The 24,030-nt window shown below is 45.5% G+C and carries 16 protein-coding genes and 1 pseudogene; 3 read left to right on the plus strand and 14 right to left on the minus strand.

The window, feature by feature from the left end:
- Positions 1-14 precede the first annotated feature (14 nt).
- From hutH to AC0YNV_RS26625, 3 genes are all read right to left on the minus strand, one after another.
- A complete protein-coding gene (gene hutH, locus AC0YNV_RS26615) occupies positions 15-1,556 on the minus strand; it encodes a histidine ammonia-lyase (protein ID WP_475770736.1) in 1,542 nt (513 codons plus the stop codon).
- A 582-nt stretch (positions 1,557-2,138) separates the two neighbouring features.
- On the minus strand, positions 2,139-2,345 hold the full coding sequence (locus AC0YNV_RS26620) for a hypothetical protein (RefSeq protein ID WP_475770737.1): 207 nt from the start codon (positions 2,343-2,345) through the stop codon (positions 2,139-2,141).
- 68 nt (positions 2,346-2,413) lie between these two features.
- The gene (locus AC0YNV_RS26625; protein WP_475770738.1) at positions 2,414-3,355 is read right to left on the minus strand and encodes a beta-propeller fold lactonase family protein; all 942 of its coding nucleotides are present in this window, start codon (positions 3,353-3,355) and stop codon (positions 2,414-2,416) included.
- A 684-nt stretch (positions 3,356-4,039) separates the two neighbouring features.
- On the opposite strand from AC0YNV_RS26625, the gene AC0YNV_RS26630 reads away from it, so the two are divergent.
- Positions 4,040-4,825, plus strand: coding sequence for a collagen-like protein (locus AC0YNV_RS26630; protein ID WP_475770739.1), 786 nt, complete (start codon positions 4,040-4,042; stop codon positions 4,823-4,825).
- 136 nt (positions 4,826-4,961) lie between these two features.
- Here AC0YNV_RS26630 and AC0YNV_RS26635 read toward each other — a convergent pair whose 3' ends face one another.
- From AC0YNV_RS26635 to rfbH, 11 genes and pseudogenes are all read right to left on the minus strand, one after another.
- Positions 4,962-5,891, minus strand: coding sequence for an NAD-dependent epimerase/dehydratase family protein (locus AC0YNV_RS26635; RefSeq protein ID WP_475770740.1), 930 nt, complete (start codon positions 5,889-5,891; stop codon positions 4,962-4,964).
- Between the two features lie 25 nt (positions 5,892-5,916).
- Positions 5,917-6,918, minus strand: a complete 1,002-nt coding sequence (gene dmpG / locus AC0YNV_RS26640; protein WP_475770741.1) for a 4-hydroxy-2-oxovalerate aldolase — start codon at positions 6,916-6,918, stop codon at positions 5,917-5,919.
- Positions 6,915-7,799, minus strand: a complete 885-nt coding sequence (locus AC0YNV_RS26645) for an acetaldehyde dehydrogenase (acetylating) (RefSeq protein WP_475770742.1) — start codon at positions 7,797-7,799, stop codon at positions 6,915-6,917. Before AC0YNV_RS26645 ends, dmpG begins: the two co-directional genes overlap by 4 nt.
- 78 nt (positions 7,800-7,877) lie before the next feature.
- Entirely contained in the window at positions 7,878-9,650 is a 1,773-nt protein-coding gene (locus AC0YNV_RS26650) for a thiamine pyrophosphate-binding protein (protein ID WP_475770743.1), read from the minus strand.
- Between the two features lie 464 nt (positions 9,651-10,114).
- On the minus strand, positions 10,115-12,574 hold the full coding sequence (locus AC0YNV_RS26655) for an NTTRR-F1 domain (RefSeq protein WP_475770744.1): 2,460 nt from the start codon (positions 12,572-12,574) through the stop codon (positions 10,115-10,117).
- A gap of 551 nt (positions 12,575-13,125) precedes the next feature.
- Positions 13,126-14,220, minus strand: coding sequence for a glycosyltransferase (locus AC0YNV_RS26660; protein WP_475770887.1), 1,095 nt, complete (start codon positions 14,218-14,220; stop codon positions 13,126-13,128).
- A gap of 192 nt (positions 14,221-14,412) precedes the next feature.
- A pseudogene (locus AC0YNV_RS26665) lies at positions 14,413-15,429 on the minus strand (glycosyltransferase family 2 protein); the annotation flags it as partial.
- Between the two features lie 47 nt (positions 15,430-15,476).
- Positions 15,477-17,276 (minus strand): thiamine pyrophosphate-binding protein, encoded by a 1,800-nt coding sequence (locus tag AC0YNV_RS26670; protein ID WP_475770745.1) that lies wholly within the window; start codon positions 17,274-17,276, stop codon positions 15,477-15,479.
- A 2-nt stretch (positions 17,277-17,278) separates the two neighbouring features.
- On the minus strand, positions 17,279-18,379 hold the full coding sequence (gene rfbG / locus AC0YNV_RS26675) for a CDP-glucose 4,6-dehydratase (protein ID WP_475770746.1): 1,101 nt from the start codon (positions 18,377-18,379) through the stop codon (positions 17,279-17,281).
- 6 nt (positions 18,380-18,385) lie between these two features.
- Positions 18,386-19,165, minus strand: a complete 780-nt coding sequence (gene rfbF / locus AC0YNV_RS26680; RefSeq protein ID WP_475770747.1) for a glucose-1-phosphate cytidylyltransferase — start codon at positions 19,163-19,165, stop codon at positions 18,386-18,388.
- Complete coding sequence (gene rfbH, locus AC0YNV_RS26685) at positions 19,162-20,487, minus strand: lipopolysaccharide biosynthesis protein RfbH (protein WP_475770748.1); 1,326 nt, start codon at positions 20,485-20,487, stop codon at positions 19,162-19,164. Before rfbH ends, rfbF begins: the two co-directional genes overlap by 4 nt.
- Positions 20,488-20,776: 289 nt before the next feature.
- On the opposite strand from rfbH, the gene AC0YNV_RS26690 reads away from it, so the two are divergent.
- Together AC0YNV_RS26690 and AC0YNV_RS26695 are read left to right on the plus strand one after the other, a co-directional pair.
- A complete protein-coding gene (locus AC0YNV_RS26690; RefSeq protein ID WP_475770749.1) occupies positions 20,777-22,252 on the plus strand; it encodes a glycosyltransferase in 1,476 nt (491 codons plus the stop codon).
- Between the two features lie 21 nt (positions 22,253-22,273).
- Entirely contained in the window at positions 22,274-23,767 is a 1,494-nt protein-coding gene (locus AC0YNV_RS26695) for a glycosyltransferase (protein ID WP_475770750.1), read from the plus strand.
- Positions 23,768-24,030 lie beyond the last annotated feature (263 nt).

Raw genomic sequence — 24,030 nt, forward strand, 5'->3', positions numbered from 1 at the left:
ACCTCCAATCCAATTTATACAATCGGGACGACCGACGCGATGGCTTCCCGCACATTCGTCTTTCTCATCCATTCCGCCATGACGCGAATATCGCCTGACAATACGCGGTCCTCATCCATGAAGCTCACACGCTCGCGGCACCGGTCATACATCCATTTCGTTCCCTTTCCCAGTTTTTCCGGACCGCGAAAATCGGCAGCTTGTGCTGCGCACAGAAGCTCGATAGCAATTACCGAATAGGCGTTCAGCACAATCTGATTCGCCTTGCGGGCCGCGATCGTCCCCATGCTGACGTGATCCTCCTGATTCCCCGATGAGGGGATCGAGTCTACGCTGGCCGGATGCGCAAGCGACTTATTCTCAGACACAACTGCAGCCGCCGTATATTGGGCGATCATATAGCCGGACTGGACGCCTCCGTCCTTCGCCAGGAAAGGAGGAAGCTTCTCATTCAAAGACGGATTGACGAGTCTTTCGGTACGTCGCTCCGATATGCTGGCGAGCTCGGAAGCACTGATGGCAAGATGATCCATCGCTAAGGCGATCGGTTGACCGTGGAAATTGCCTCCGGAAATGACACGATTCTCAGCAGCGAAGATGAGCGGATTGTCTGTTGCCGCATTCATTTCGATTTCCAGCTTCTCTTGGATATATCGCAGCGCATCCCGGCTGGCGCCATGAACCTGCGGCGCACAGCGGATCGAATAAGCGTCCTGCACGCGCAGCTTTCCCTGATCCGTCATCAACCGGCTCCCCTGCGTCAAACGCCGGATATTTGCGGCGGATTGTCCCTGCCCCGGATGCGGACGAAGTGCGTGGGTAAGCGGTTCGAAGGCATCGCGAATGCCGCGAAGCACCTCTGCCGTTAACGCAGCCGCACAATCCGCCCATCCGGCTAAATTGACGGCATCATAGCAAGCAAGCGCTCCAATCCCCGTCATCACCTGCGTCCCGTTAATCAAGGCGAGACCTTCCTTGGCCTCCAGCGCGATAGGCTGTAAGCCGGCTTTGGCCACCGCTTCGCTGCCGGGCAACCGATCGCCGAGAAAGCAGGCTTCTCCTTCGCCAACCAGCACGAGTGCCAGATGCGACAACGGCGCTAAGTCCCCGCTTGCCCCAAGCGAGCCTTGCTCCGGGATGACCGGCGTCACTCCAGCATTCAACATATCTACCATCAATTGAACAACCTCCGGCCGGATGCCGGAATAGCCCAGCGATAAAGCATTTACGCGCAGCAGCATGGTCGCTCTTACCGCTTCCTCCGTCAGCGGCTGTCCAATCCCGCAGGCATGGCTTCGAATGAGATTCAGCTGCATGCGTTTCGTGTCTTCGCCCGAAATATAAGTTTCGCTGAATTTGCCAAAACCGGTCGTCAGCCCATACACCACCCGCTTCTCATGAAGCAGCTTCTCGACGTACGCCCGGCTAATCGCCATTTGATCGAGGCAGCTTTGACTAATTTGCACCTGCTCCTTATAGCGGGCTACCCGGACCACCTGCTCAATCGTCATTGTTCCGCCGTCAATGAGCACCGTATTTTCGTCCATTGGCAACATGCTGGCACCTGCCTTTAAGCCCAAATAAGTGTGAATCTTACACATTCTTAGAATTTAAAAAAAAAGCCAATACCCGGGTTGAGGTATCGGCTTCCAGTACCCAGACACGATATGGCTGTTGGCATGTCGATTAGGGCGTTTATACATTCACACATTCCTGTCATTGTTAAAAATATATGTAGCGAATGCAACCTTAAAACCTGAAATAAGAAAACTTTTTATTTCAACGTCTGGATATGCGCTGGCCTCAAGAAAAAAAACACCCGGAGGTGTCCTTGTTCTCAACAAATTACTGTTGGTAAGCCATTCCCAAAACTTGAATTCATTTGGGCAGGATGTCCATTTATGGAATATGTTTATTGTAGATTACTGCCAGTTAGCGTAATATCCAGTCCGTCCAATATTCCCAGACCCTTGAACGTAAGGCTTTTCATGGCCCACGCCATCAACAAATAGTAGTTCAGTTTCTTCAAGTTAAAGAAAGTGATAGTCTATTATTTAGGCTTACGTTAATAAAAACCCTTCCGCCGGCAACGGCACAGGTATCAGTAAACCGGCGCAGCCAGAAGAAGGGTTTATCATCTAGAGAAAAGGATTCCTGACCAATTCAGATGCAGATTCCACCCCTGCTGACTTCTCAATGGCCGGCGCTGTGGAATGATCGTCGTCTTCCTGCAGTACAATCGTGAATTTCCCCGATCCGGGAATGAAGATTTGACATACCGAATTCGCTTTATTCATGGCTGACAATTGTTTCATTAGATCTCTTGCCGTTCGAATTTCTTTCATAAAGAATCACCATCCACTATAAGATCATGACCAGTGTTCCATAGCTTTATCTGGAGCAATAACGCATTCTAAGGAAATACGCCTACAGCAAATGGACGGGCACCCACGGGAATGGTAGCGATCACCGTGTTGGTCAGGCCATCGATAACGGAAACGGTATTATCATTCTGATTCGTGACATAAATACGATTGGTTAACGGATTGACTCCTGCTCCATTTGGATTATTCCCGACCGGCACGGCGGCAATCACCGTATTGGTTAACCCGGCAATGACAGAAACATTATTAGTGTTGCGGTTTGGTACGTAGATCGCGTTCGTAGATGTATTAACTCCTACTTGGGCCGGAGTCGTCCCGACAGGAACGGTAGCCGTTACCGTATTCGTTGCTCCATCAATGACGGAAACCGTATTACTGGTGAAATTCGATACATAAATACGGTTAGTAACGGGATTGACCCCTACCTGGAATGGATTAACCTGAACTGGAATAGAAGCAATCACCGTGTTGGTTTCGCCATCAATTACAGAAACGGTATCAGAGTTGAAATTGGCTACATAAATCAGGTTAGTTACTGGATTGGCGCCTACCCCTGTTGCTAAATTGAGACCCGGAATAATAATGGTTGCAATGACAGTGTTGGTCAATCCGCTAATCACGGTAACATCTTCCGTTGCGTCCAATGAATTAAAATTGGCCGTATAAATGGCATTGGTCGCAGTATTGACTGCTACGGCCCCTGCTTCATCCCCTACTGGAACGGTAGTAATCACGGTGTTGGATAATCCATCAATGACGGTAACAGTATCGCTCACCCTACTTGCAACATAAACCCGCCCGGTTAATGGATTGACGTCAACTCCCGCTGGATTAATGCCAACTGAAATAGTAGCGATCACTGTATTAGATTGACCATCTATCACGGAAACATCGTTGCTACTGAAGTTGGCTATATAGATGCGATTGACTGATAACAAACCGGAAGGCCCTGTTTGCTCCAGTAGGTCCATCCGGCCCAGTCGCTCCTTGCGGTCCTGCCGGACCCTGTGGTCCAGCTAACCCTGCAGTTCCCTGTGGGCCGTTCAGACCGGCTGATCCCTGTGACCCAATCGGACCCTGTGGCCCAATCGGACCCTGCGGTCCAATTGCTCCCTCTGACCCCGGCGGGCCGATCGGCCCTTGCCGCCCGACCGAACCCAATCTTCCTTTGCATAGTACTCGTTTACGTTTTCTTTTTGAGGTCTCGCCTTTTTTAAAGTCCTTTTTTTTCTTCTTGGCGCGAATGACTGCAGTTTTCCCATTGCAGCCCTGTTTTCGACGGATCTTGCAAGAAGCCAAATCGCACACCTCCAGGATAGATGTGCTGTATACTATGTCACTGGTTTATTTGCGGAATGGGCTGTTGATAGGCTTTAATCTATTTTGTTGAAAAATGGGTTGAAAACTCCTATTGTTCATGTCATAAGTCGGGAATGGGATCAAGTTCTTGTCATCGGCAAATGACAAGAACTTGATTTTCATGCCCATACTTTCATGAAGATATTTAAAACGGATGGAATACTAGATCAATCTCCCATATACAAAGACCTATTTTCAGTAAAAAATAGATAGTTATTTAGCTGTGTGAGACAAATGTCCATGCCTTTAATAGATAAATGGAGTAGTATACAACAAACTATGTGGAGGTGTTCGAATTGGGTTGTCCTCAACTAAAAAGAAAAAAGGGCTGCAAAAAGAAAACAGTTATTGTTCGCCCTGCTAAGAAAAAAAACCGTTTGAAGAAAAATTGTTGCTGCAAGAAAATTGTTGTCAGAGAACAAGTTGTACAGGTGAATATTCCTTCAGGGGCTTTAGGTGCTGCCGGTGCTGTTGGCACAGCAGGAACTGTCGGTGCTGCAGGAAGTGTCGGTTCCGCAGGAACTGTCGGTTCTGTAGGTACAGCGGGAACTGTCGGTTCTGTAGGTACAGCGGGTAATGTAGGTACTGCAGGTGCCGTGGGTGTTGCAGGTGCCGTGGGTGCTGCAGGTGCCGTTGGACCAACAGGACCAGCAGGAGGAGTATTAGGCTTTGCAGATTTTTTTGCATTGATGCCTCCCGATAATGCAGCGACAGTTGCACCTGGCACAGACGTAAGTTTTCCTCAAAATGGACCTATTAGCGGGACAGCTATTACCCGAGCGAGTGGCAGTACATTTAATCTGTCTGCCATTGGCACTTATCAGGTCTTGTTTGAAGTAAGTGTGACTGAGGCAGGCCAACTGATTTTAACTCTTAATGGCGCTGACCTGGCCTATACGGTGGTCGGGCGAGCCACAGGTGCTTCTCAGATCGTAGGAATGGCTCTTGTGCAAACGACAGTCATCAATTCAATACTCACTGTACGAAACCCTGCAGGCAATGCCTCGGCACTAACCATTACACCTGTCGCCGGAGGAACAAGGCCTGTTTCAGCACATCTTATTATCACGCGAATTGCTTAAAGAATGAATGGCTCTAATGTAATGTAAACCATCGTGTTTGCCTTTTGCACGAACGGTGCCCGCTCATATATGGAGGTCAGCCAGTTTTCGGGTTGACCTCTTTTGTAAATAAGAGAAAGAAGAACATCTTCAACAGTTACAATAAATATTGTAATTCGGATATAATTGCATCTATAGATGAATATTTTGGCTGGTAGCCAACAATATCCGATTTTTTGTTAAGCGAATAGTAGTTTGATTTCAAACCTGTGACTGATGTTATTACCGTTTCATTTTCTATATTAACCCTTAATCCATAGTTTTTTTTGAAAAATTCAAGCATCTGGAACTTACTTATTGGCTCTAAACTATACACATCAAAAACATCATTAATACTCCGAATATAAATGCATCTTTCAATGAATTGAATTAAATCTTCGGGATGCATGTAGTCTCTTACCATGTTATTACTACCTGTAATAAACTCTTTATTTAGTTTTAGACTATTAACAATATCACTTAGAAAATAAGGCATTTTCAAATCAATATATCTGCTAAAAAAACCAAATACTCTTAAATCTACGATATTGAATTTAGAAAATGACCGATGCTTTGCCTCCGTATTAATTTTTGATATTGTATAGTAATCCGTTGAAGAAATGTTATTGATATTGATAGCTGCTGTTTTATTTTGATCTGCTGGTGTATTGAAATTGGAACCATATGCAATGCCACTGCTAAAATTGATATACAATGTTTTGGGGCTATTCTCTATATACTTTAATGCTAGATTATCGAATTCCTCAGTCAATTTAAAAATGCCTCCACCCACTTTTTTCAATTTTGCAGGATCGCCAATTCCCACACAATTAATGATTGCGTCGTAGCTCAGTTCCATAAATGAATCAAAAGAATGGATAATTATACTAATTCTGGTAGCGATCTCAGCTTTAATGAATGAATTTAACAGTTCCTGATTCCTGGCGAAAAGAAATAAGTCGTAATTCGCATTTTTGGATAAACCAACTATGATGTTTTTTGCAATATGTCCTGTTGCCCCTAAAATGGCAATTTTAATTTTATCCATAGGTTCTCCTTTAACAAACAATATCTTATCTTAATTGTGAAAGACTCACAGCTACTTCTAAAATGATATCTTCTTGGCCAGCGACTACTTTTCTTTTGCCTAATTCAAAATAAATATCTTTAGGATCCAGATTGTATTGCTTTGCTATTCTCTCTACGGGTTTTGCAAATCCCGAAAAAACCCCCGCCATTCCGCTAACAATGCTTGACGAACTAATAGATGGAATTTTAATAAAGTTTTCCTCTGCAGCATCAGACGCATCCAATAGTTTGTATAAGTCAATTCCAGTTTCATAACCCATTTGTTGCAATACGGCAATTAAAACTTCTAACTGCGCATTTCCTGCCCCTGCTCCGAACCCTTTCATCGTACCGTCTAATATCGATGCGCCTTCTTCGATTGCGGTAACGGAATTTGCTATTGCCATTCCCAAATTATTATGAGCATGAAATCCGACAGGAATATCTAAACTGTTTACTAATGCTTTAATTTTCTCTTTTACATTCTCAGGCAAATAGGCCCCTGCAGAATCCATTATGATAATTCCCTGGGCTCCATAGCTCAACATTTTCTTCGCTTCATCAATTAATATTGAAGCTGGTGCCATATGCGACATCATTAGAACACCATAGACTTCTCTATCTCTTTTACGACAGTACTCTATATGCCTCTTCGTAACATCTGCTTCTGTACAATGTGATGCAACTCGTATGACATCTACTCCAATATCTATAGCACTATTTAAATCTCTATTAATAGTGGCAAAGCCAGGGATTACATGAATGCCTAACTTCGTTTTTTTCAAATTTACTCTGCAAATTTCTAACATTTGTTTATCGGAAACCAAACTCTCGCCTAATTGTAATGACGAAGCTCCAAGTCCGTTACCATGCCCAACTTCTACGATTGGAATAGACGCTTCTTCTGCCATTTTCGTATATGCGCTAATTTGCTCTATTGTTAATCGATGATGAATCGCATGGGATCCATCTCTTAAGGTGGGGTCGCTTATTAAAATATGCCTCATACCTTATACACCCGCATTAACGATTTTTTAGTGTATTCTTCTGCGATGGCAATAGCAGCGCAATTGATAATATCTAAATTACCGGCATAAGTTGGTAAATGATCACCTAAGCCCTGTACTTTTATCATGACGACGATTCTACCGTTTTCAATTGTAGGGGGAACAATCAATTGATATCCGGGTACAATTCTTTGGATGGAGGTTATAATTTCGTTCACCGATGCCAACAAAGCTTCCATATCGGGATTATCGACTAACGCGAATAGGGTTGTTTGCATATCTATACACGGATTTGCCGGATTTAAAATGAGTATCGTCTTTGCTCTATGACAACCTGAGAAGCGCATGATGGCTTCTTCTGTAGTCTCAATATATTCATCAAGGTTTATTCTTGTTGCGGGTCCAGCACTTTTGGAAGAGATACTCGATACCACTTCAATATAATCTACTTCCTTTTGTGACTTACCGATTGCATATGCAATTGGTAAAGATACTTGTCCGCCGCATGTAATCATATTCACATTGTCTAAATCTAAACACGCTTGTAAATTTATTGCTGGTACACACATCTCTCCAAGATTGGACGGAGTCATATCTATTGTAAATTTCCCCAATCTCTTCAGTATTGGAGCATGATCCAAATGATTCAATGCCGAAGTCGCGTCGACGACAATATCGCATAAGGAAGGATTCATAATAATGGAATTGATGCCTTCATCATATATGGGTATCCCTAAACTTTTTGCTTTTAGCATTCCTGGAGAATTCGCATTTCTCCCTATAAACATTGTGCATTCAAGATACTGGGATCTCATTATTTTTATAAGCAAATCTGTGCCTATATTGCCACTTCCGAGTATGGCCACTTTTAATTTATTCATATTTATCTCTCCAATAATTCGGATATAAATATAATCCCCAAAAAAACGCAAGGTGCATTTCGGGAGAAATAAAAAACATTAAGAAACAGAATTTGAATGATATTCCTCTCTAGATATGAAAGGAAACATATCATCGTAAGGCATTGAAATCATTGTTCCATCCTCTAATTTTTTAGATGAAACTCTTGGTATTAATAATTGATCGGGTGGTGTAATTACCTCACAAATCAATGATCCCTTATAGGCAAATAGTTCATCTAATTTCAAGTCCAATTCATCGAGGTTAGATATTTTCATATAACCCAGTCCAAATGTATCAGCTACCTTGTCAAATGGCGCAAAACTAACACCGGTTGAAGGGCTCTCCCCAATAAGTCTTCCATCCATAAAATTATTTTGAGTATGCCGCATCAACAAATAGCCATTATTACTGAATAAAACAAACTTGATCGGCAGCTTGTAATGATTAATGGTTTGTAACTCTTGAAGATTCATCTGGAAAGAACCATCTCCAGTTATGCAATAAACTTCTTGATGTTTCAAAGCTACCGATACACCTACTGCCCCAGGAGAATACCCCATAGTCGATAATCCACCAGTTATTATGTGTCTTTGCCCAAATTTCACCTTGAAAGCTTGAGCATGAACATGGAAGCATGAACCTGTATCGACTAAAAACACATGATTAGACGATGCTTTTTCTGAGAATTTGGAAATAAAACGATATGAGTTAATGCCCTTGCTATCATCGTCATACTCAGCAAGGTCAACTGGATAATTATTTTTCCATTTTTGTGTTTGGTCTATCCATGTTATTCTGCTTGCCACAAAATCAGGTAATGCCTCCGATATTTTCTCGAAAAATTCACCAGCATCTCCATGAATGGATAAATCAGCAGAAACCGAAGGTTTATTTATTTCTTTCTCATCAATATCAACATAAATTTTATAGGCTTTACTCGCAAAATCTTGAAAATCATAACCAACCAAGCCTATGCCAAGCCTACAACCAACCGTTATAAGCAGATCACAATTTTGTATCGTAAAATTAGCTGCACGGTCCCCATATGTGCCTGGTCTTCCAACAAACAAAGAATGGTTATGGTCTATTAAATCCATACCTAATCTCGAGGTTAATACAGGAATTTTTGCTTTTTGGACAAAATCATGAAACTTGTCAATGGCATTTGATAATCTCACACCTGCACCAACCAATATACATGGTCTTTCACTCGATAATATTGCTTCCTTGACTTGTTCAAGTTGTTGTTCTGTAATATGTGTCGTTATACTCAGCTCTGGGGTATACCCTTCAAATTCATCAGGATCAAATAAAGCCCCCTGAATGTCTACTGGAACTTCAAGATATACAGGTCCAACCCTATTAGACTTGGCCAATTGTATACATTTCTCAACTTCATTTTTCACTTTCGAAATATCATCAATCATAACGGCATATTTCGTTATATAAGAGAACATAGGCAGAGAGTCAAATCCTTGCAATGGAAATTGACGTGGGCCCTTGATTTTAGCTAGTGAGACCTTCGAATTTCCTGCCACAATAATCATGGGGGATGAGTCAATATAAGCACCAGCAACTCCGGTTATTGAGTTTAAAGCACCAGGACCCGCAGTAACATAAGCAACTCCTAGTCGATTTGTAAATCTTCCGTATGCTTCTGCCGCCATTGCCGCTGCTTGCTCATGATGACAGGAAATATAGGTCTGATCTTTGTGTTGATAAAGAGCATCCGTTAGATGCATGATCATTCCACCAGTCACAAGAAAAACTTGTTCTCCACCAGCTTCGTATAATGCATTAGTAATAAAATCAGCAACTCGCATCCTCATAATGCCCAAGCCCCTCCTTAACTTAAGCTTTTTTTATATTCATTAATCTGTCTCAAAGTTACAGCAAGTGCCTCAATCGGTTTTCAACAATTATATTAGTCCACTCAATAATTTCATAGAAGAAGCGCAGCCCTAAAGCCACGCAGCTGTTTTACCAGTTCGGGTAATCTCATGATTTCACCCCGTACCTGCAGCGCTTTGTCCTAATTATCTTATTAAGGAAGCAACTCAGATATGATTCTATAATGGGAATCAATAAATATTTCGTGTTTTTATCTCATCCGAGTACAAAAGGAACACGATATCATTTGTTTTGGTGAAAAATTTGAAAAAACGAAGATAACAAAAGCAGGTTCATTATGGTGACATCTGCCATAATGAACCTGCTCTTCCTCAATGTGATTTTCAATTGATCAGCGTTGTGTAAGCAGGTTTTGGGAGTAATTGTACATTAACAAATTTGTTTAAGAAAGTTTTTCAATGTGAATTGTGGCAGTTGTTCCAGCGGCGGAAGGGGTTATAACAAGATCTGTTACTACGACTTGTAGGCTCCCGGTGGCTATAACTTGGAATAATGCGGTTCCTACAATTGGTAATCCGCCTAGACCTAATACAAATAAATTATTACTAGGATCAGGGACTGCAGTACCACTAAACGTTATATTTAAAGTACCCAAATCGCTTGGAACTGCTGTATTAACTATAAATGTTACTCTATAGAAACCTGTTTGGTTAATGCTGAAAGTAGTCGAGTTTAACTGTGTGATAGCCGTGCCGAATTGAGCGCCGGCCGTATCAAATGCAACTGGAGAACCCACTCCAATAGTTTCAGTAGAACTCGATGTGGCACTGAGGGCTGCAGCTAACCCGACGCCGGTTGGGCCTGTTGCTCCCGTTGGTCCTGTCGCTCCTGTTTCTCCAGTTGTCCCTGTTGGTCCTGTCGCTCCTGTTTCTCCAGTTGTCCCTGTTGGGCCGGTTGGGCCTGTGGCTCCTGTTGCTCCCGTAGCTCCTGTTGGGCCGGTTGGGCCGGTAGGACCTGTGGCTCCCGTAGCTCCTGTTGGTCCGGTTGGGCCGGTTGGACCGGTTGGGCCTGTGGCTCCGGTTGCGCCCGTAGCTCCTGTTGGACCGGTTGGGCCTGTGGCTCCGGTTGCGCCCGTAGCTCCTGTTGGTCCCGTTGGGCCGGTTGGACCTGTAGCTCCTGTTGCTCCAGTAGCTCCTGTTGCTCCAGTGGCTCCTGTTGGTCCCGTTGGTCCCGTTGGGCCGGTTGGACCTGTGGAACCTGTAGCTCCCGTTGGGCCGGTAGCTCCTGTAGCTCCTGTTGCTCCTGTTGGTCCGGTTGGGCCGGTTGGACCTGTTGGTCCTGTGGCTCCGGTTGCGCCCGTAGCTCCTGTTGGGCCGGTCGGACCGGTTGGGCCTGTGGCTCCTGTGGCTCCTGTTGCTCCAGTGGCTCCCGTTGGTCCCGTTGGTCCCGTTGGTCCCGTTGGACCGGTAGCTCCGGTTGCTCCTGTTGGTCCGGTTGGACCTGTGGAACCTGTAGCTCCCGTTGGGCCGGTAGCTCCTGTAGCTCCTGTAGCTCCTGTTGCTCCCGTTGGACCGGTAGCTCCTGTTGGGCCAGTGGCTCCTGTTGGTCCGGTAACTCCTGTTGGGCCGGTCGGACCGGTTGGTCCTGTGGCTCCCGTGGCTCCCGTGGCTCCGGTTGGGCCGGTTGGACCTGTAGCTCCGGTAGCTCCAGTGGCTCCGGTTGGGCCGGTTGGACCGGTTGGACCTGTAGCTCCTGTTGCTCCGGTTGGACCTGTAGCTCCTGTTGCTCCGGTTGGACCTGTGGAACCTGTAGCTCCTGTTGGGCCGGTTGGGCCGGTTGGACCTGTAGCTCCTGTTGCGCCGGTAGCTCCAGCCGTAGCTCCTGTCGGACCGGTAACTCCTGTTGGGCCAGTTGCTCCCGTTGGACCGGTAGCTCCTGTTGGACCCGTAGCTCCTGTTGCACCAGTGACTCCCGTCGGACCGGTAACTCCTGTTGGGCCTGTTGCTCCTGTTGCGCCGGTAACTCCCGTTGCACCAGTGACTCCCGTTGGACCGGTAGCTCCTGTTGGGCCAGTGACTCCCGTTGGACCAGTAACTCCTGTTGGGCCTGTTGCTCCTGTTGGTCCGGTAACTCCTGTTGCGCCAGTGGCTCCAGTGCCTCCCGTTGGACCGGTAACTCCTGTTGGACCGGTAACTCCTGTTGGGCCAGTGGCTCCTGTTGGTCCGGTAACTCCTGTTGGACCCGTAGCTCCTGTCGGACCGGTAACTCCTGTTGCACCAGTGACTCCTGTCGGACCGGTAACTCCTGTTGGGCCAGTTGCTCCTGTTGCGCCGGTAACTCCCGTTGCACCAGTGACTCCCGTTGGACCGGTAACTCCCGTTGCACCAGTGACTCCCGTCGGACCGGTAACTCCTGTTGCACCAGTCACTCCCGTCGGACCTGTAACTCCGGTTGGGCCAGTGGCTCCTGTTGGACCGGTAACTCCTGTTGCACCAGTGCTTCCTGTTGGACCGGTAACTCCTGTTGGGCCAGTGACTCCCGTTGGACCAGTAACTCCTGTTGGGCCAGTGGCTCCTGTTGCTCCAACTGCACCAGCTGCTCCAACTGCACCAGCTGCTCCGACTGCTCCTGTTGCTCCTGTTGCTCCTGTTGGACCCGTAGCTCCTCCTGTGGCTCCTGCTGCTCCTGTTGCTCCCGTCGGGCCGGTTGCGCCGGTTGCTCCACTTGTAACCCCTGTTAGACCCGTAACTCCTCCTGTTGCCCCTGTTGCTCCTGTTGCCCCTGTTGCCCCTGTTGCCCCTGTTGCTCCTGTTGCTCCTGTTGCTCCTGTTGCTCCTGTTGGATCCGTTACGTAGGCAGTTCCCTTTGGACCCGTGGCTCCTGTGGCTCCTGTTGCTCCCATCGAACCTTGTTCGCCTGTAGTTCCCTGTTCACCTTTTGGACCTCTCTTATAACTTTCTTTCCAGACACTATTCTTTTTCTTTTTGCATTTACACTGTACTTCATGGCACTCAATGCAATATATACTTGTTTTTTTCTTTTTTTTCCGCTTATGAGAACCCGCAGGTTTTCTTGTGACCGATTTCTTTTTTTTCTGATGTTTGGATTTTGGACGTTTCGGTATTTTGGTTTTATTTGTTTTTCGATTTTTTTTAGATTTCTTTTCTAAGAAAACAGTCACCGCCTGTCACCTCCATACAAATAAAGTATGAGGATAAACGTTGACTGGGATAGACGGATTACTCATAGAAAAAAGAAATATTTGATTAAAAAAAGCACGGGCTGCTTTTATTCCCAGCCGAATGCTTCGGCTATTCAATGGGGACCGACCGTAGCTCCATAAAATACGCCATTTGGACGAACGTATGTTTAACAAACTCAAACATTATCGCCGATTGGCCACTTGCTTCGATAAGGCGGCATGCTTCCATGTGAAACCTTATCCCTCTCTTGCTATTCCGGCTTTTCCTCCATGTTATCTCCAAACATGTTTTGAAAATAATTTCTATTGTAAAGCATGCTTGGATGATTAGGATAATACGACAATGCTTTCTCATTATGCGCATTAGCTTTATCGAACTGTCCTAAACGATCGTAACAAAGACACAACTGCAAGTGCGGTAACCAAGTCGAGTGAAAAGGATTAACCAATGACATGTTATTCTTGTCGTACTCCTGATCCAAAGCTCCTGTAAACCAAAATATCGCGGTTTCGTATTGCTTTTCTTCAAGAAAATATCCACCCAGAGCACAGCAAAATTCTGCCCTCGGTCTATCATAGACGAGTGTCCTGCACATCGATTCGACCTGTTTCTCCTTCTGGCCCAGTCGTCCAAAGCAATCGCCTATCCTCATGCATGCTTGTATATTATCTTCAATCCATCCTTGTTTACCGTTCAAAAACTTTTCGTAATACAGAATAGCCTTTCTATATTGAGAATGATCGCGGAGCTCATTGGCAAAATAGTATAAATCCCTTGGCGTGAATTGCTCACCAGCCTGCTCTCTTTTTAAGTAAATTTGCAGATTACGGTCTGTATAATCTTTATTTTTACTATGTGTGATGCCCACGTCGCTGTTCTGTATATTGCCCCAGACAGCTAGATATTCATGAACCGGGCCAATCCATTGAAAATTGCGGTCCCTGCGAACTAACCGGTTCCTCCGCTGGCTGGCAGACACATTCCCTGACGCGTCGAAAGCGAGGTAATAATTCATAGTCACACTATCGACATCCAAGGCAAGTTTTTTTTTCAGTTTTATGAACAGTTGCCGATCTTTCTCCAGAATACGATCATCAGCATCCAGCCAAAGTATATATTTTTTGGTTGCCTGGCTAAAGGCATAGTTTCGAGCTGCCGAGAAATCATCAATCCATTCGAAATCAAAAATTCGGTCTGTGAATTGTGCGGCAATTTCCTTCGTGCGGTCGGTTGATCCTGTATCCACAATCACAATTTCATCTGCAATTCCCTTGACGGATGATAAACAATTAGCCAGTCCATCCTCTTCATTGCGAACAATCATACACAGACTAATGGTAATCATCGTCCAGACTCCCTCTCCCTCTCCCAATTCGTCCGGCATCTGAAACCCTGCTGCCCTTCTGAACAGGTAACGATACTTCGGTTCATCGGTGGTCTCTAATTTCCCAGCTTTCGGTATATTCACACGATCTTTTGTCAGGGAAACTCTATCCTCAGTGCCATCCAACGAAAATTTCAGACTGGCCAGCTTTCTAATGATTTCCACATTAAAAACTTCATCTTGCTGCAGCCAAGCGACATACTCTTGCGTTGCTTTATTAAAGGCATACCGGTAGGGACCTTCGGGATCATCCGATCCCGTATAACTGAATACATGAGGGGTATAGTTTTTGGCGATCTCAATCGTCTGATCGTTGGAGCCCAGATCAACAATAATGATTTCCTCTGCATCATTCAGAATGGAAACCAATGATTGCTCTAACGTTTGCTCGGCATTTTTTACAACCATGCAGAAACTAACCATACGCACCGGTTTATAAATCAGCTGATGGATATCATAGCCCCACTTTTCCGAAGCTTCCTGACGATTTTGTTCCAATAGCATAGCGAGATTGAAACCTTCTAGATTATGCATAGTCGCATGACCGAAATGGTGGATAAAAGAGTCATTGACTACCCGCAGCAAGTATCCGCCTTGCAACGCGCGTAAACATAGATCGTCATCTTCATAGTTCCCTAGATCAAACCGTTCATCAAAGCCGCCTATCTCGTCCAGTAGGCTTCGTTTCGCTAATAGACAGAAACCAACCAAACGGCGCACTTCGGTAAAACAGCCTGCATTCTCTAGGCAATGACTTCTTGAGAATTGTTCAAGTCCACTCAAATCGCTATAAGTAACCGGAATGCATTGATGTCCGCTTGAGTAGTTTGTAACGGGACCAACCAACCCGACTCTTTCGTTTTCATACAACACATGCAGCATATTTTCTAACCAGTGCATCGTAACAATCGTGTCGTTATTTAAAAAGAGGATATTCTCCCCTGTTGCCAGCTCCATTCCTTGGTTGCAGCCTTTGGCAAAACCAAGATTCTCTTTGTTCTCATGAACGATAACATCAGATTGCCTTCTTAGGTAAGCAACCGTGTCGTCCGTGGATCCGTTATCAACAACGATAAGTTCATAATCGTTCGTATGCTGTCTAATGCTTTGCAAACACATTTCAGTTAATGGCAGTTGATTATGCGTCAAAATCACGATGCTTGTTGTCATTTGTTCACCTCTATAAAAAATGCCTTGCCACTTTCATGTATTTCACGTCACGTTAAACTGTCACTTGGTTCTGGAAGAGGCTCAATCAGCATCTCAGCCGTTAATTGTTCACGCGTTAGAAAGGGGGACATATCTTCAATAGGGCGATTAACAGCAAGCTTGGGATTCACATTTGTCTGAACTTCCAAATTGATCTCCACAAGAAAGCAGCCCTTTGCTTGCAAAGCCATGTCAATCTTGGCTATTGCTTCTTCATTGGTCTCAACTTTTAAAGCAGGTATGCCAAAAGCAGCCGCTACTTTCACTAAATCAGGGCAACCATAACCTTGAACCGTAGATTGCTGACGACCTTCGAAATATATATCCTGGAATTGTCTCACCATGCCCAAATTATGATTATTCATGACGAAAATCTTAATGGGAAGCCCCAGATGGGCAATCGTATGAAGCTCCTGTATATTGACCTGTATACCGCCATCGCCTGCAATCACAATGACCTGCTGGCCCGGGGCCATCATAACGGCTCCGATTGCGGCCGGAAGAGCGAATCCCATGGCTCCCATGCCGCCGGCATTCAGGAGTCGTTGACCTTCACGCAAACGAAAGGATTGGCTGGCCCACATTTGATGTTGGCCGACGTCAAGCACAATAATGTCGCCTTCGCTGCTGCGTGAGGATAACAATTCCATAAAACGGTTAGGATCGATATGCTCCGATTTGGCTGAAGTTCCTCCACTCGGGTATTTACCCTTATAACGTAATATGACTTCCTGCCATGGCAAATAGTCCGGGAGAACACGTCCGGACAAGGCCTTATTGATGTCATTCAGGAATTGCCGGACATCGATTTGAATCGTTAAATCTGCACGTACTTTCCCCAGACGTTCAACGTCTTCAACATCCACATGAACCTTCTTGGCGGCTCTGGCAAAGGTATCAGGCCGAGTCCCTGTTTGACGGGTATCCAGTCGTGATCCCAGGATTAGTAAAAAATCGCAGTTGGCTAACGCCAGGTTACTGTAACGATTTCCGTAGGAGCCGATAAGTCCCGTGCTCATGGGATGGTCAGCTGGCAGCGCATCAAGACCCATTAATGAGCTGACAACCGGTATTCGGCTGCTCTCCACCAACTCGCGGAGTTCTTTGGTCGCATTTGCACCTCGAACGCCGCCTCCAACGAGAATCAATGGGCGTTCCGATTGTTCAAGCAGCCGAATCGTCAGATCGATGTCTTCCGCTTCACACGGCTGAACAAAATTGGCATAACCGCGGAATTCTTCACTGTCAAAGAAGCTTTCCAATGTATCTGGCTCAATTTGTGCACGTTGGATATTCATCGGAATATCCAGCAGCACGGGTCCAGGACGGCCATGCTGAGCAATAAACACGGCTTTTTCCAAATAATAGCGGATTTGTTGAGCGTCCGTAATCATTTCGGTAAACTTGACAATCGGTTTCACAATGCTGACAATGTCGGTTTCCTGAAAACCGATTTGTCGGACGGGTTGGTTAAATTTGTATTCATACGTATTCACCTGTCCCGTAATGAACAGACAAGGAACGGAATCGAAATAGCAGCTTCCAATACCTGTCAGCATGTTAAGCGCCCCGGGTCCACTCGTAGCCATGGCAACTCCAAGCTTACCGTTTATCCGGCTATATCCCTCAGCAGCGAAAGCAGCGGCTTGTTCGTGATGGACAGAAATGCAGCTCATATCCTTTCTGTCAACGGTGGAGTCAAGTAAATGAACGATAGCTCCGCCAGTCATTTCGAATATATGAGCAATTCCTTGTTTACTTATGAAATCGATCACATAGTCGGACAACTTCACACGAATCCCCTCCACGGCTATTTGTCCTGCTTAACCCTTGCGCTCGTATATGCCTCTAATTGCTTTAAACATACAGCCTTCATATCAGCTTGCTGCTGGTAGGCTTGAAACCATTCCACCGTCTTCACCAGCGCCGTTTTCACGTCCCAAACCGGCTGCCAGCCTAGAGCGCGCCTTGCTTTTGAGCTATCTAAACTGAGATTGGCAGCTTCATGGGGATTGCTCCCTTCTGCCAATTCATAGAATTCATCCTCTCCCCAGATTGTTCCGATCGTCTTGACCAACCACTCCACGCTTTTCACGCTCTCGTCCTTAGGCCCAAAATTCCACGCATCCCCGAATTCCGTACCATGCTCGACCAACTTTTGAGCTAACAGCAAATAGCCTTGCAGCGGTTCCAGTACATGCTGCCAAGGGCGGGTAGCAACAGGATTGCGTACTTTTAGCTTGCTTCTTGATAATAAAGCCTGCATGCTGTTAGGAACAATTCGATCTTCCGACCAATCGCCTCCGCCAATTACATTACCAGCTCTTGCTGTGGCAACGCTAAGTCCGTGAGTCGCATAATCCTTATGATTAAAAAAGCTGTTTCGAAAAGATGAAGTGACGAGCTCTGAACATGCTTTACTGTTGGAATACGGGTCAAAACCACCCAACCTGTCGATTTCACGGTAGCCCCAGGTCCATTCCTTATTTTCATAGCATTTGTCTGTTGTAACATTAATGACCGCTTTAATACCTGCTCCATCCACGATAGACGTTCTAACCGCATCAAGGAGATTAACGGTTCCAAGAACGTTGACCTCAAAGGTTTCTACAGGATTTTGATAAGAATATCGGACGAATGGCTGAGCGGCCATGTGGAAGATAACTTCGGGTTGTGTATCTTGAATGGTTCTCAGCAAAGAGGTTCGATTTCGAATATCGGCTGTAACAGAGTGCATCGTATTATCAAGTCTGCATAATGTATGCAAATTCGGGGTGCTTGCTGGCTCCAATGCATAACCGGTTACGTCAGCTCCTAATGACTGAAGCCACAAACCAAGCCAGCTCCCCTTGAACCCCGTATGTCCTGTAATCATCACTTTTTTTTGTGACCAGAAACTGCTACTTGGCATCGTATCTCATCCGTTCCGATTCCAGGAGGCCTTTCCCGTCTTCCACAGATCCTCCAGATAATTTTTGTCACGCAGGGTATCCATGGGATGCCAAAATCCCGTATGATGGAACGCCATCAACTCACCGGATTTTGCCAGAGACTCCAGCGGTTCCTTTTCCCATACCGTTGTATCCCCTTCAATAAAGTCAAATACATCAGGCTGCAATACAAAAAAACCGCCGTTCACCCATCCACCGTCCCCCTGTGGCTTTTCCTCAAATCCCAGCACCTGACTCTCGCCAGAAATGTGCAGAGCTCCGAACCGTCCGGTTGGCTGCGTCGCGGTCAACGTTGCCATTTTCCCATGTGAATGATGGAATTCAACTAACTTTCCAATATCCAGATCCGAAAGGCCATCTCCATAAGTAAGCATAAAGGGCTCATTTTCTACGTATTTCTGGATTCTTTTCAGTCTTCCGCCTGTCATTGTTTCTTGACCTGTATCTACTAAAGTCACTTTCCAAGGGTCCTGGTAGCGGTTATGCATAGTAACCTTTTTGATTTCACTCCCAAAATCAAATGTCACATCAGAGCCGTATAAATAATAATGGGCGAAATATTCCTTAATCACATTTCCTTTATATCCGAGACAAATAATAAACTCTCTAAAGTCATATTTCGAATAACTGTTCATAATATGCCATAAAATCGGCTTGTCACCAATTTCAATCATCGGTTTCGGTTTTAAATGTGTTTCTTCGCTGATTCTTGTTCCATAACCTCCGGCCAGAATAACTACTTTCATGATGAAGAACTCCTTTTCAAAAGCGTATAAAAAACATCCACAACATGCTGCAGCATTTCCGGGGTAAGTCCTGGATACACGCCAATCCAAAAGGTTTGGTTCATAATCCGGTCTGTGTTCCGCAGCTCACCAACGATTCGGCAGGTAATGTCTTTATAAGCAGGCTGACGGAGTATATTCCCGGCAAATAACAACCGGGTACCAATACGATGGTTTTCCAATGCTTGAACGAGTTGATTGCGTGATAGCGGCGCATCTTCCCGCAAGGTTATTGGAAACCCAAACCAACTCGGATCGCTTCCTTCGGTGGCCTCCGGTAGAATGAGTACATCTTCCAATGGCTTTAACGCAGCTTTCAAGAAGGTGAAATTTTGCTTGCGTTTCGCAATGAATGCATCAAGCTTCTTCAATTGCGCGACACCGACGGCCGCTTGCATGTCGGTTACCTTCAAGTTGTAGCCAATATGGCTATACGTATATTTATGATCGTAGCCTTGCGGGAGATCGCCATTCTGCCATTCGAACCTTTTCCCACACGAGTTATCTTTGCCCGGATCGCACCAGCAATCCCTTCCCCAGTCCCGAAACGATTCTACAATTTTTTTCAGCTTTGGGGACGAGGTCAGAACGGCCCCTCCTTCACCCATCGTAATGTGATGCGCCGGGTAGAAACTGACTGTCGCCAGATCCCCGAATGTTCCAACACGGCTCCCTAGATACATCGTCCCAACAGCATCACACGTATCCTCAATAAGCCACAAGCCATACTGATCGGCAATTCGTTTGACCTCATCGACACGGAATGAATTACCGAGCGTATGAGCGATGATAATTGCTTTCGTTTTGCTGCTTATTGCAGCTTCCAAGAGTGTAGTGTCCATATTGTACGTAGGAATATCCATATCTAAAAAGACGGGAACCAGACCATATTGAATTATAGGATTCACTGTTGTAGGAAAACCGGCCGCTACGGTAATAACTTCATCTCCTGGTCGAAGTCTGCGCTCTCCAAGCTGAGCAGAAGTAAGCGCTGCTATAGCCAGCAAATTAGCGCTAGAACCAGAGTTAGTCAGGAGCGCATACCTGCAATTCATGAATTTGGCGAATTCACGCTCAAACTTTAGCGCGTAGCGGTCTGTCGTCAAGTTAAAATCAAGGGACGCATCAACCAAGTGCGTGAGCTCTTCGTGATTGAATACCTTACCACTGACGGGAATATAATCAACACCTGGTCGAAATGTCTTCGGAGACCACTTCTCCTCATGGAATGCGACTGTTAATTCTAAAATTTGTTTTCTTAGATTTTGCTCGGACAAATTCATCGATGTTGAATCCCCCTGCTCCTGCATAGTTGCATGAAAAAATCCCGCAATTTGTGCATAGCGATATGCTCATTTTTTAAATATATGCTGGGGTTTGAAAATGTTTAACCCATTCAGGGCTTATAAAGGCTTATTGAATATATTTATGCCTGCACCCTGAATGAATAGCCATCGATGCACGCCCTCCCTCAGGGTCTCGATTAGGGGTAAATCCTTAAAAGTTCGATCACGAAACGCCTAACATGAATAGGATGCTCTTAAGCTATGGAGATGGAGGCGCTCAATAACGATGTACATTACGCCTGAATTAGCCGCAAGATTTCAGAAGTTCGGCAACCATACGTATATTCAAAGCGGGGGCATCTTCGATCCCCCTGAACGAATAGCAATTGGACATGGCGTATTTATACGCGCACCCTATGCATTAAATATTATAACCGCCGAGAATGAGCTGCCCGCTATCCTTCTTGGCGACGGGTGCCAGATCAATTATGGACTGACGATCAACGCCAAGAATAAAGTAACACTGGAGAGAAACGTACTCATTGGTCCCCATGTTCACATCAGTGATCAAGTGGACATGGAAGTGAACCTGACAACAGGAGCTCCGATTCCAAGCATTCCCGAGTCGGCTGATGGAGGGGAAGTTCATATTGGCGAGGGTGCGTGGATCGGTGCAAATGCTATTTTGCTGGGTGCTGTGCGCATAGGCACGGGCAGTGTTGTAAAACCAAACAGTGTAGTTTTAACAGACGTTCCCGATTATTGCGTCGTGGCGGGAATCCCTGCTGCCATAGTTCAACTTTATGAAGTATCTTCCGGTACCTGGATTCCTGTCTCCGGAGAAGAGCATGCGAATGAGCTGCTTACTGCTCGTCGTCGCCATCCTCTGCTTTCTATATGCCTTCCTACATTTAATCGCGCCCCCCATCTCGAACACTGCCTGCAATCCATTTACGAGCAGATTGGAAACAATGAATTGATAGAAGTCATTGTTTCGGACAACGCTTCTACCGACGCAACGGCGGAAATCGCTGCACGCTACGCTTCGCGTTATGCAAATATGAAATATGTGCGCAACGAAGTAAATATCGGTGGAGATCCGAACATATTCCGCGTTATGAATTTGGCGCAGGGTAAATTCGTCAAATTGCAGGGTGACGATGATTTCTATGTGGATGGAACATTGCACCCGTTGCTTCATGTTCTGCACAGTCACAGCGATTGTGGCATCGTTCAGATCTTCGTAAGAAACGGGGATGGAAGAATATGGACCGGGGAAGGTATGAGCGCTTACCTGGATGCCACATCCATATACGCAACCTTCATTACCTCCATTATCCTGCGGCGTGAAGATCTTGTGAAAATAAAAGAGCCTGCGTTATTTCTCGACTCTTCATTTAATCAGCTTTACCTTCAATATGCGATTCTGGAAGAAAACCCAAGATTCTGCGTGATGAATAGCTGCATGTTCACATACGCAGGCAATTCTACCGATGGCTATAATTTTGGGGAGATTATTTTCCGCAGCTACCAGTCGATCCTTCGACACTTCCTGGGAAGGGGATTGACGCCTGATGACATTCTTAAAGAGAAGAAACGCACGCTCTATGAATACGCCATTCCGTGGCTCAGACAAATTATCGCGACAAACATGATAGCCGATACGGATCGTTTCGAAGAAATCTATATCGAGCATTATAAAGATGAGCCTTATTATGAAGATGGTTTAAGCATTATTGCTTCTATTCTAAAAAGCACCTGACAAACAGAGAGGAGCACCTGCATGCCGGAATCCATAGATCCGCAAATGGCTTCTGCCTTTTATCGATTTGGGAAGGCGTCAATCCTTGATCTAAGCGGCCAATTCCATCATCCAGAGGAAATATCCATCGGAAGCAGTGTATCGATTCGTGGAGATTATTGGCTAAATATTATTGCAAATGGAACAGGTTCAAAGCCGAAAATCATTATTGGCGATGGCTGTATATGCGAACCGGGACTTACTATATCTGCTTTAAACAGGATAGAGCTTGAACGGGATGTCATTATCGAACCACGAGTATATCTTTCGGATACGGATCATGAATACCGACAAGTCGGAAAACCCGTAACAGCGCAATCGTTGATTGAAACTTCAGGTGAGATATGTATCGGGGAAGGGGTACGCATAGGGGCAGGGTCTGTCATTGTCGGCAATATCCGTATTGGTCGGGGCAGTATCGTGCTTCCCGGCAGCGTAGTCGAACAAGATGTGCCGGAGCAATGCATCGTAGGTGGCGCACCTGCGCAAATCATACAAATATACGAACCAGTTCTGGATAGATGGGTCGATGTGGGCAAAAAAACAGATGCCTATAATACCATATATAAACCAACCCCGAAACAGATCCCTCCCCTGCTCTCGATTTGCATTCCAACTTACAATCGATCGGCCAATTTAGACCGCTGCCTGCAAACGATATTAACCCAAATAAAGGCTGGTGCACCAGTGGAAGTGCTTGTTTCGGACAATGCCTCGACAGACGATACACCTGATGTTGTTAGGCGTTATGCAGCTCAGTATCCCTTTTTGAAATATTCCCGCAATAGCGAGAATACAGGTGCGGACCGCAATATTTACCACGTCATGCACCTGGCTCAAGGATCATTCATCAAGATGCAAGGTGATGACGATTATTGTGTGGAAGGCACACTGATGCCGCTTCTCGATATTGTGAAAAACCATAGAGATTGTGGGATTATCCATATTCATACCTACAACAATGACCGTCGTGTATATACGGCCGAAGGTGCGCAAGCGTTTCTCGCCGCATCGACTATCATGTCCACTTTCATTTCAGGCATGATTTTGCGAAGAGAGGATCTGGAACAAATCGAGCAGCCTGACCTGTTTCTGGATTCCTCCTTTAATCAAATGTATCTTCAATACGCGATATTGATGAAAAACCCTAAATTTTGTGTCGTGAATTGGAGCATGTTTCAATTCGAAGGAAATCAACCGAGTGGTTACAATTTTGGTGAGGTGGTATTTCGCAGCTATCAGTCGATTTTAAGATATTTTATTGGTAAAGGTCTAACGGAAGACAACCTACGCGAGGAAAAAGGGCGATCTCTCTTCAACTTTATCCTGCCTTGGTATAGAGGCATTGTCACAAATCAGTTTCGAACGGATATAGACCGGTTCGAGGATCTCTTCAGCGAACATTATCAAGACGAACCTTATTATGAGCAAGTTTTACACGAGATACGCGTCATCACTGCCGCTGCACAAAATTAAACTTAACCTGCCCATTCCCCGACTTCCCTTCCAACTGTTCAAACCAATCATCTTCTACCTCATAATCATGGTTGTTTAGGATGAATCGACAGAAACCAAGTAATGCGGCAATCTAACCACTGGCGAAGCGCATAACATAAATAAGCCGACCGGGTCCGGTCAGCTCTTGTTTGGCTGCTCGTTACATGGATAGCGCCGCCGGACGGACAATGATTTCGCTCACGCTCCCTTCATCCGGCTGCCCGATTGCGTAGACTATGGCG

The sequence above is a fragment of the Paenibacillus sp. JT31N11 genome, assembly GCF_056269285.1.

Excerpts from the sequence above, each read along its gene's own strand:
- AC0YNV_RS26690 (WP_475770749.1), top strand. The coding sequence starts at position 20,777 with ATGTACATTACGCCTGAATTAGCCGCAAGATTTCAGAAGTTCGGCAAC.
- AC0YNV_RS26635 (WP_475770740.1), bottom strand. The coding sequence starts at position 5,891 with ATGGATAAAATTAAAATTGCCATTTTAGGGGCAACAGGACATATTGCA.
- rfbF (WP_475770747.1), bottom strand. The coding sequence starts at position 19,165 with ATGAAAGTAGTTATTCTGGCCGGAGGTTATGGAACAAGAATCAGCGAA.
- AC0YNV_RS26625 (WP_475770738.1), bottom strand. The coding sequence starts at position 3,355 with ATGGACCTACTGGAGCAAACAGGGCCTTCCGGTTTGTTATCAGTCAAT.
- dmpG (WP_475770741.1), bottom strand. The coding sequence starts at position 6,918 with ATGAGGCATATTTTAATAAGCGACCCCACCTTAAGAGATGGATCCCAT.
- AC0YNV_RS26655 (WP_475770744.1), bottom strand. The coding sequence starts at position 12,574 with ATGGGAGCAACAGGAGCCACAGGAGCCACGGGTCCAAAGGGAACTGCC.
- hutH (WP_475770736.1), bottom strand. The coding sequence starts at position 1,556 with ATGTTGCCAATGGACGAAAATACGGTGCTCATTGACGGCGGAACAATG.
- rfbG (WP_475770746.1), bottom strand. The coding sequence starts at position 18,379 with ATGCCAAGTAGCAGTTTCTGGTCACAAAAAAAAGTGATGATTACAGGA.
- AC0YNV_RS26660 (WP_475770887.1), bottom strand. The coding sequence starts at position 14,220 with ATGATTACCATTAGTCTGTGTATGATTGTTCGCAATGAAGAGGATGGA.
- AC0YNV_RS26645 (WP_475770742.1), bottom strand. The coding sequence starts at position 7,799 with ATGAATAAATTAAAAGTGGCCATACTCGGAAGTGGCAATATAGGCACA.
- rfbH (WP_475770748.1), bottom strand. The coding sequence starts at position 20,487 with ATGAATTTGTCCGAGCAAAATCTAAGAAAACAAATTTTAGAATTAACA.
- AC0YNV_RS26650 (WP_475770743.1), bottom strand. The coding sequence starts at position 9,650 with ATGAGGATGCGAGTTGCTGATTTTATTACTAATGCATTATACGAAGCT.
- AC0YNV_RS26695 (WP_475770750.1), top strand. The coding sequence starts at position 22,274 with ATGCCGGAATCCATAGATCCGCAAATGGCTTCTGCCTTTTATCGATTT.
- AC0YNV_RS26620 (WP_475770737.1), bottom strand. The coding sequence starts at position 2,345 with ATGAAAGAAATTCGAACGGCAAGAGATCTAATGAAACAATTGTCAGCC.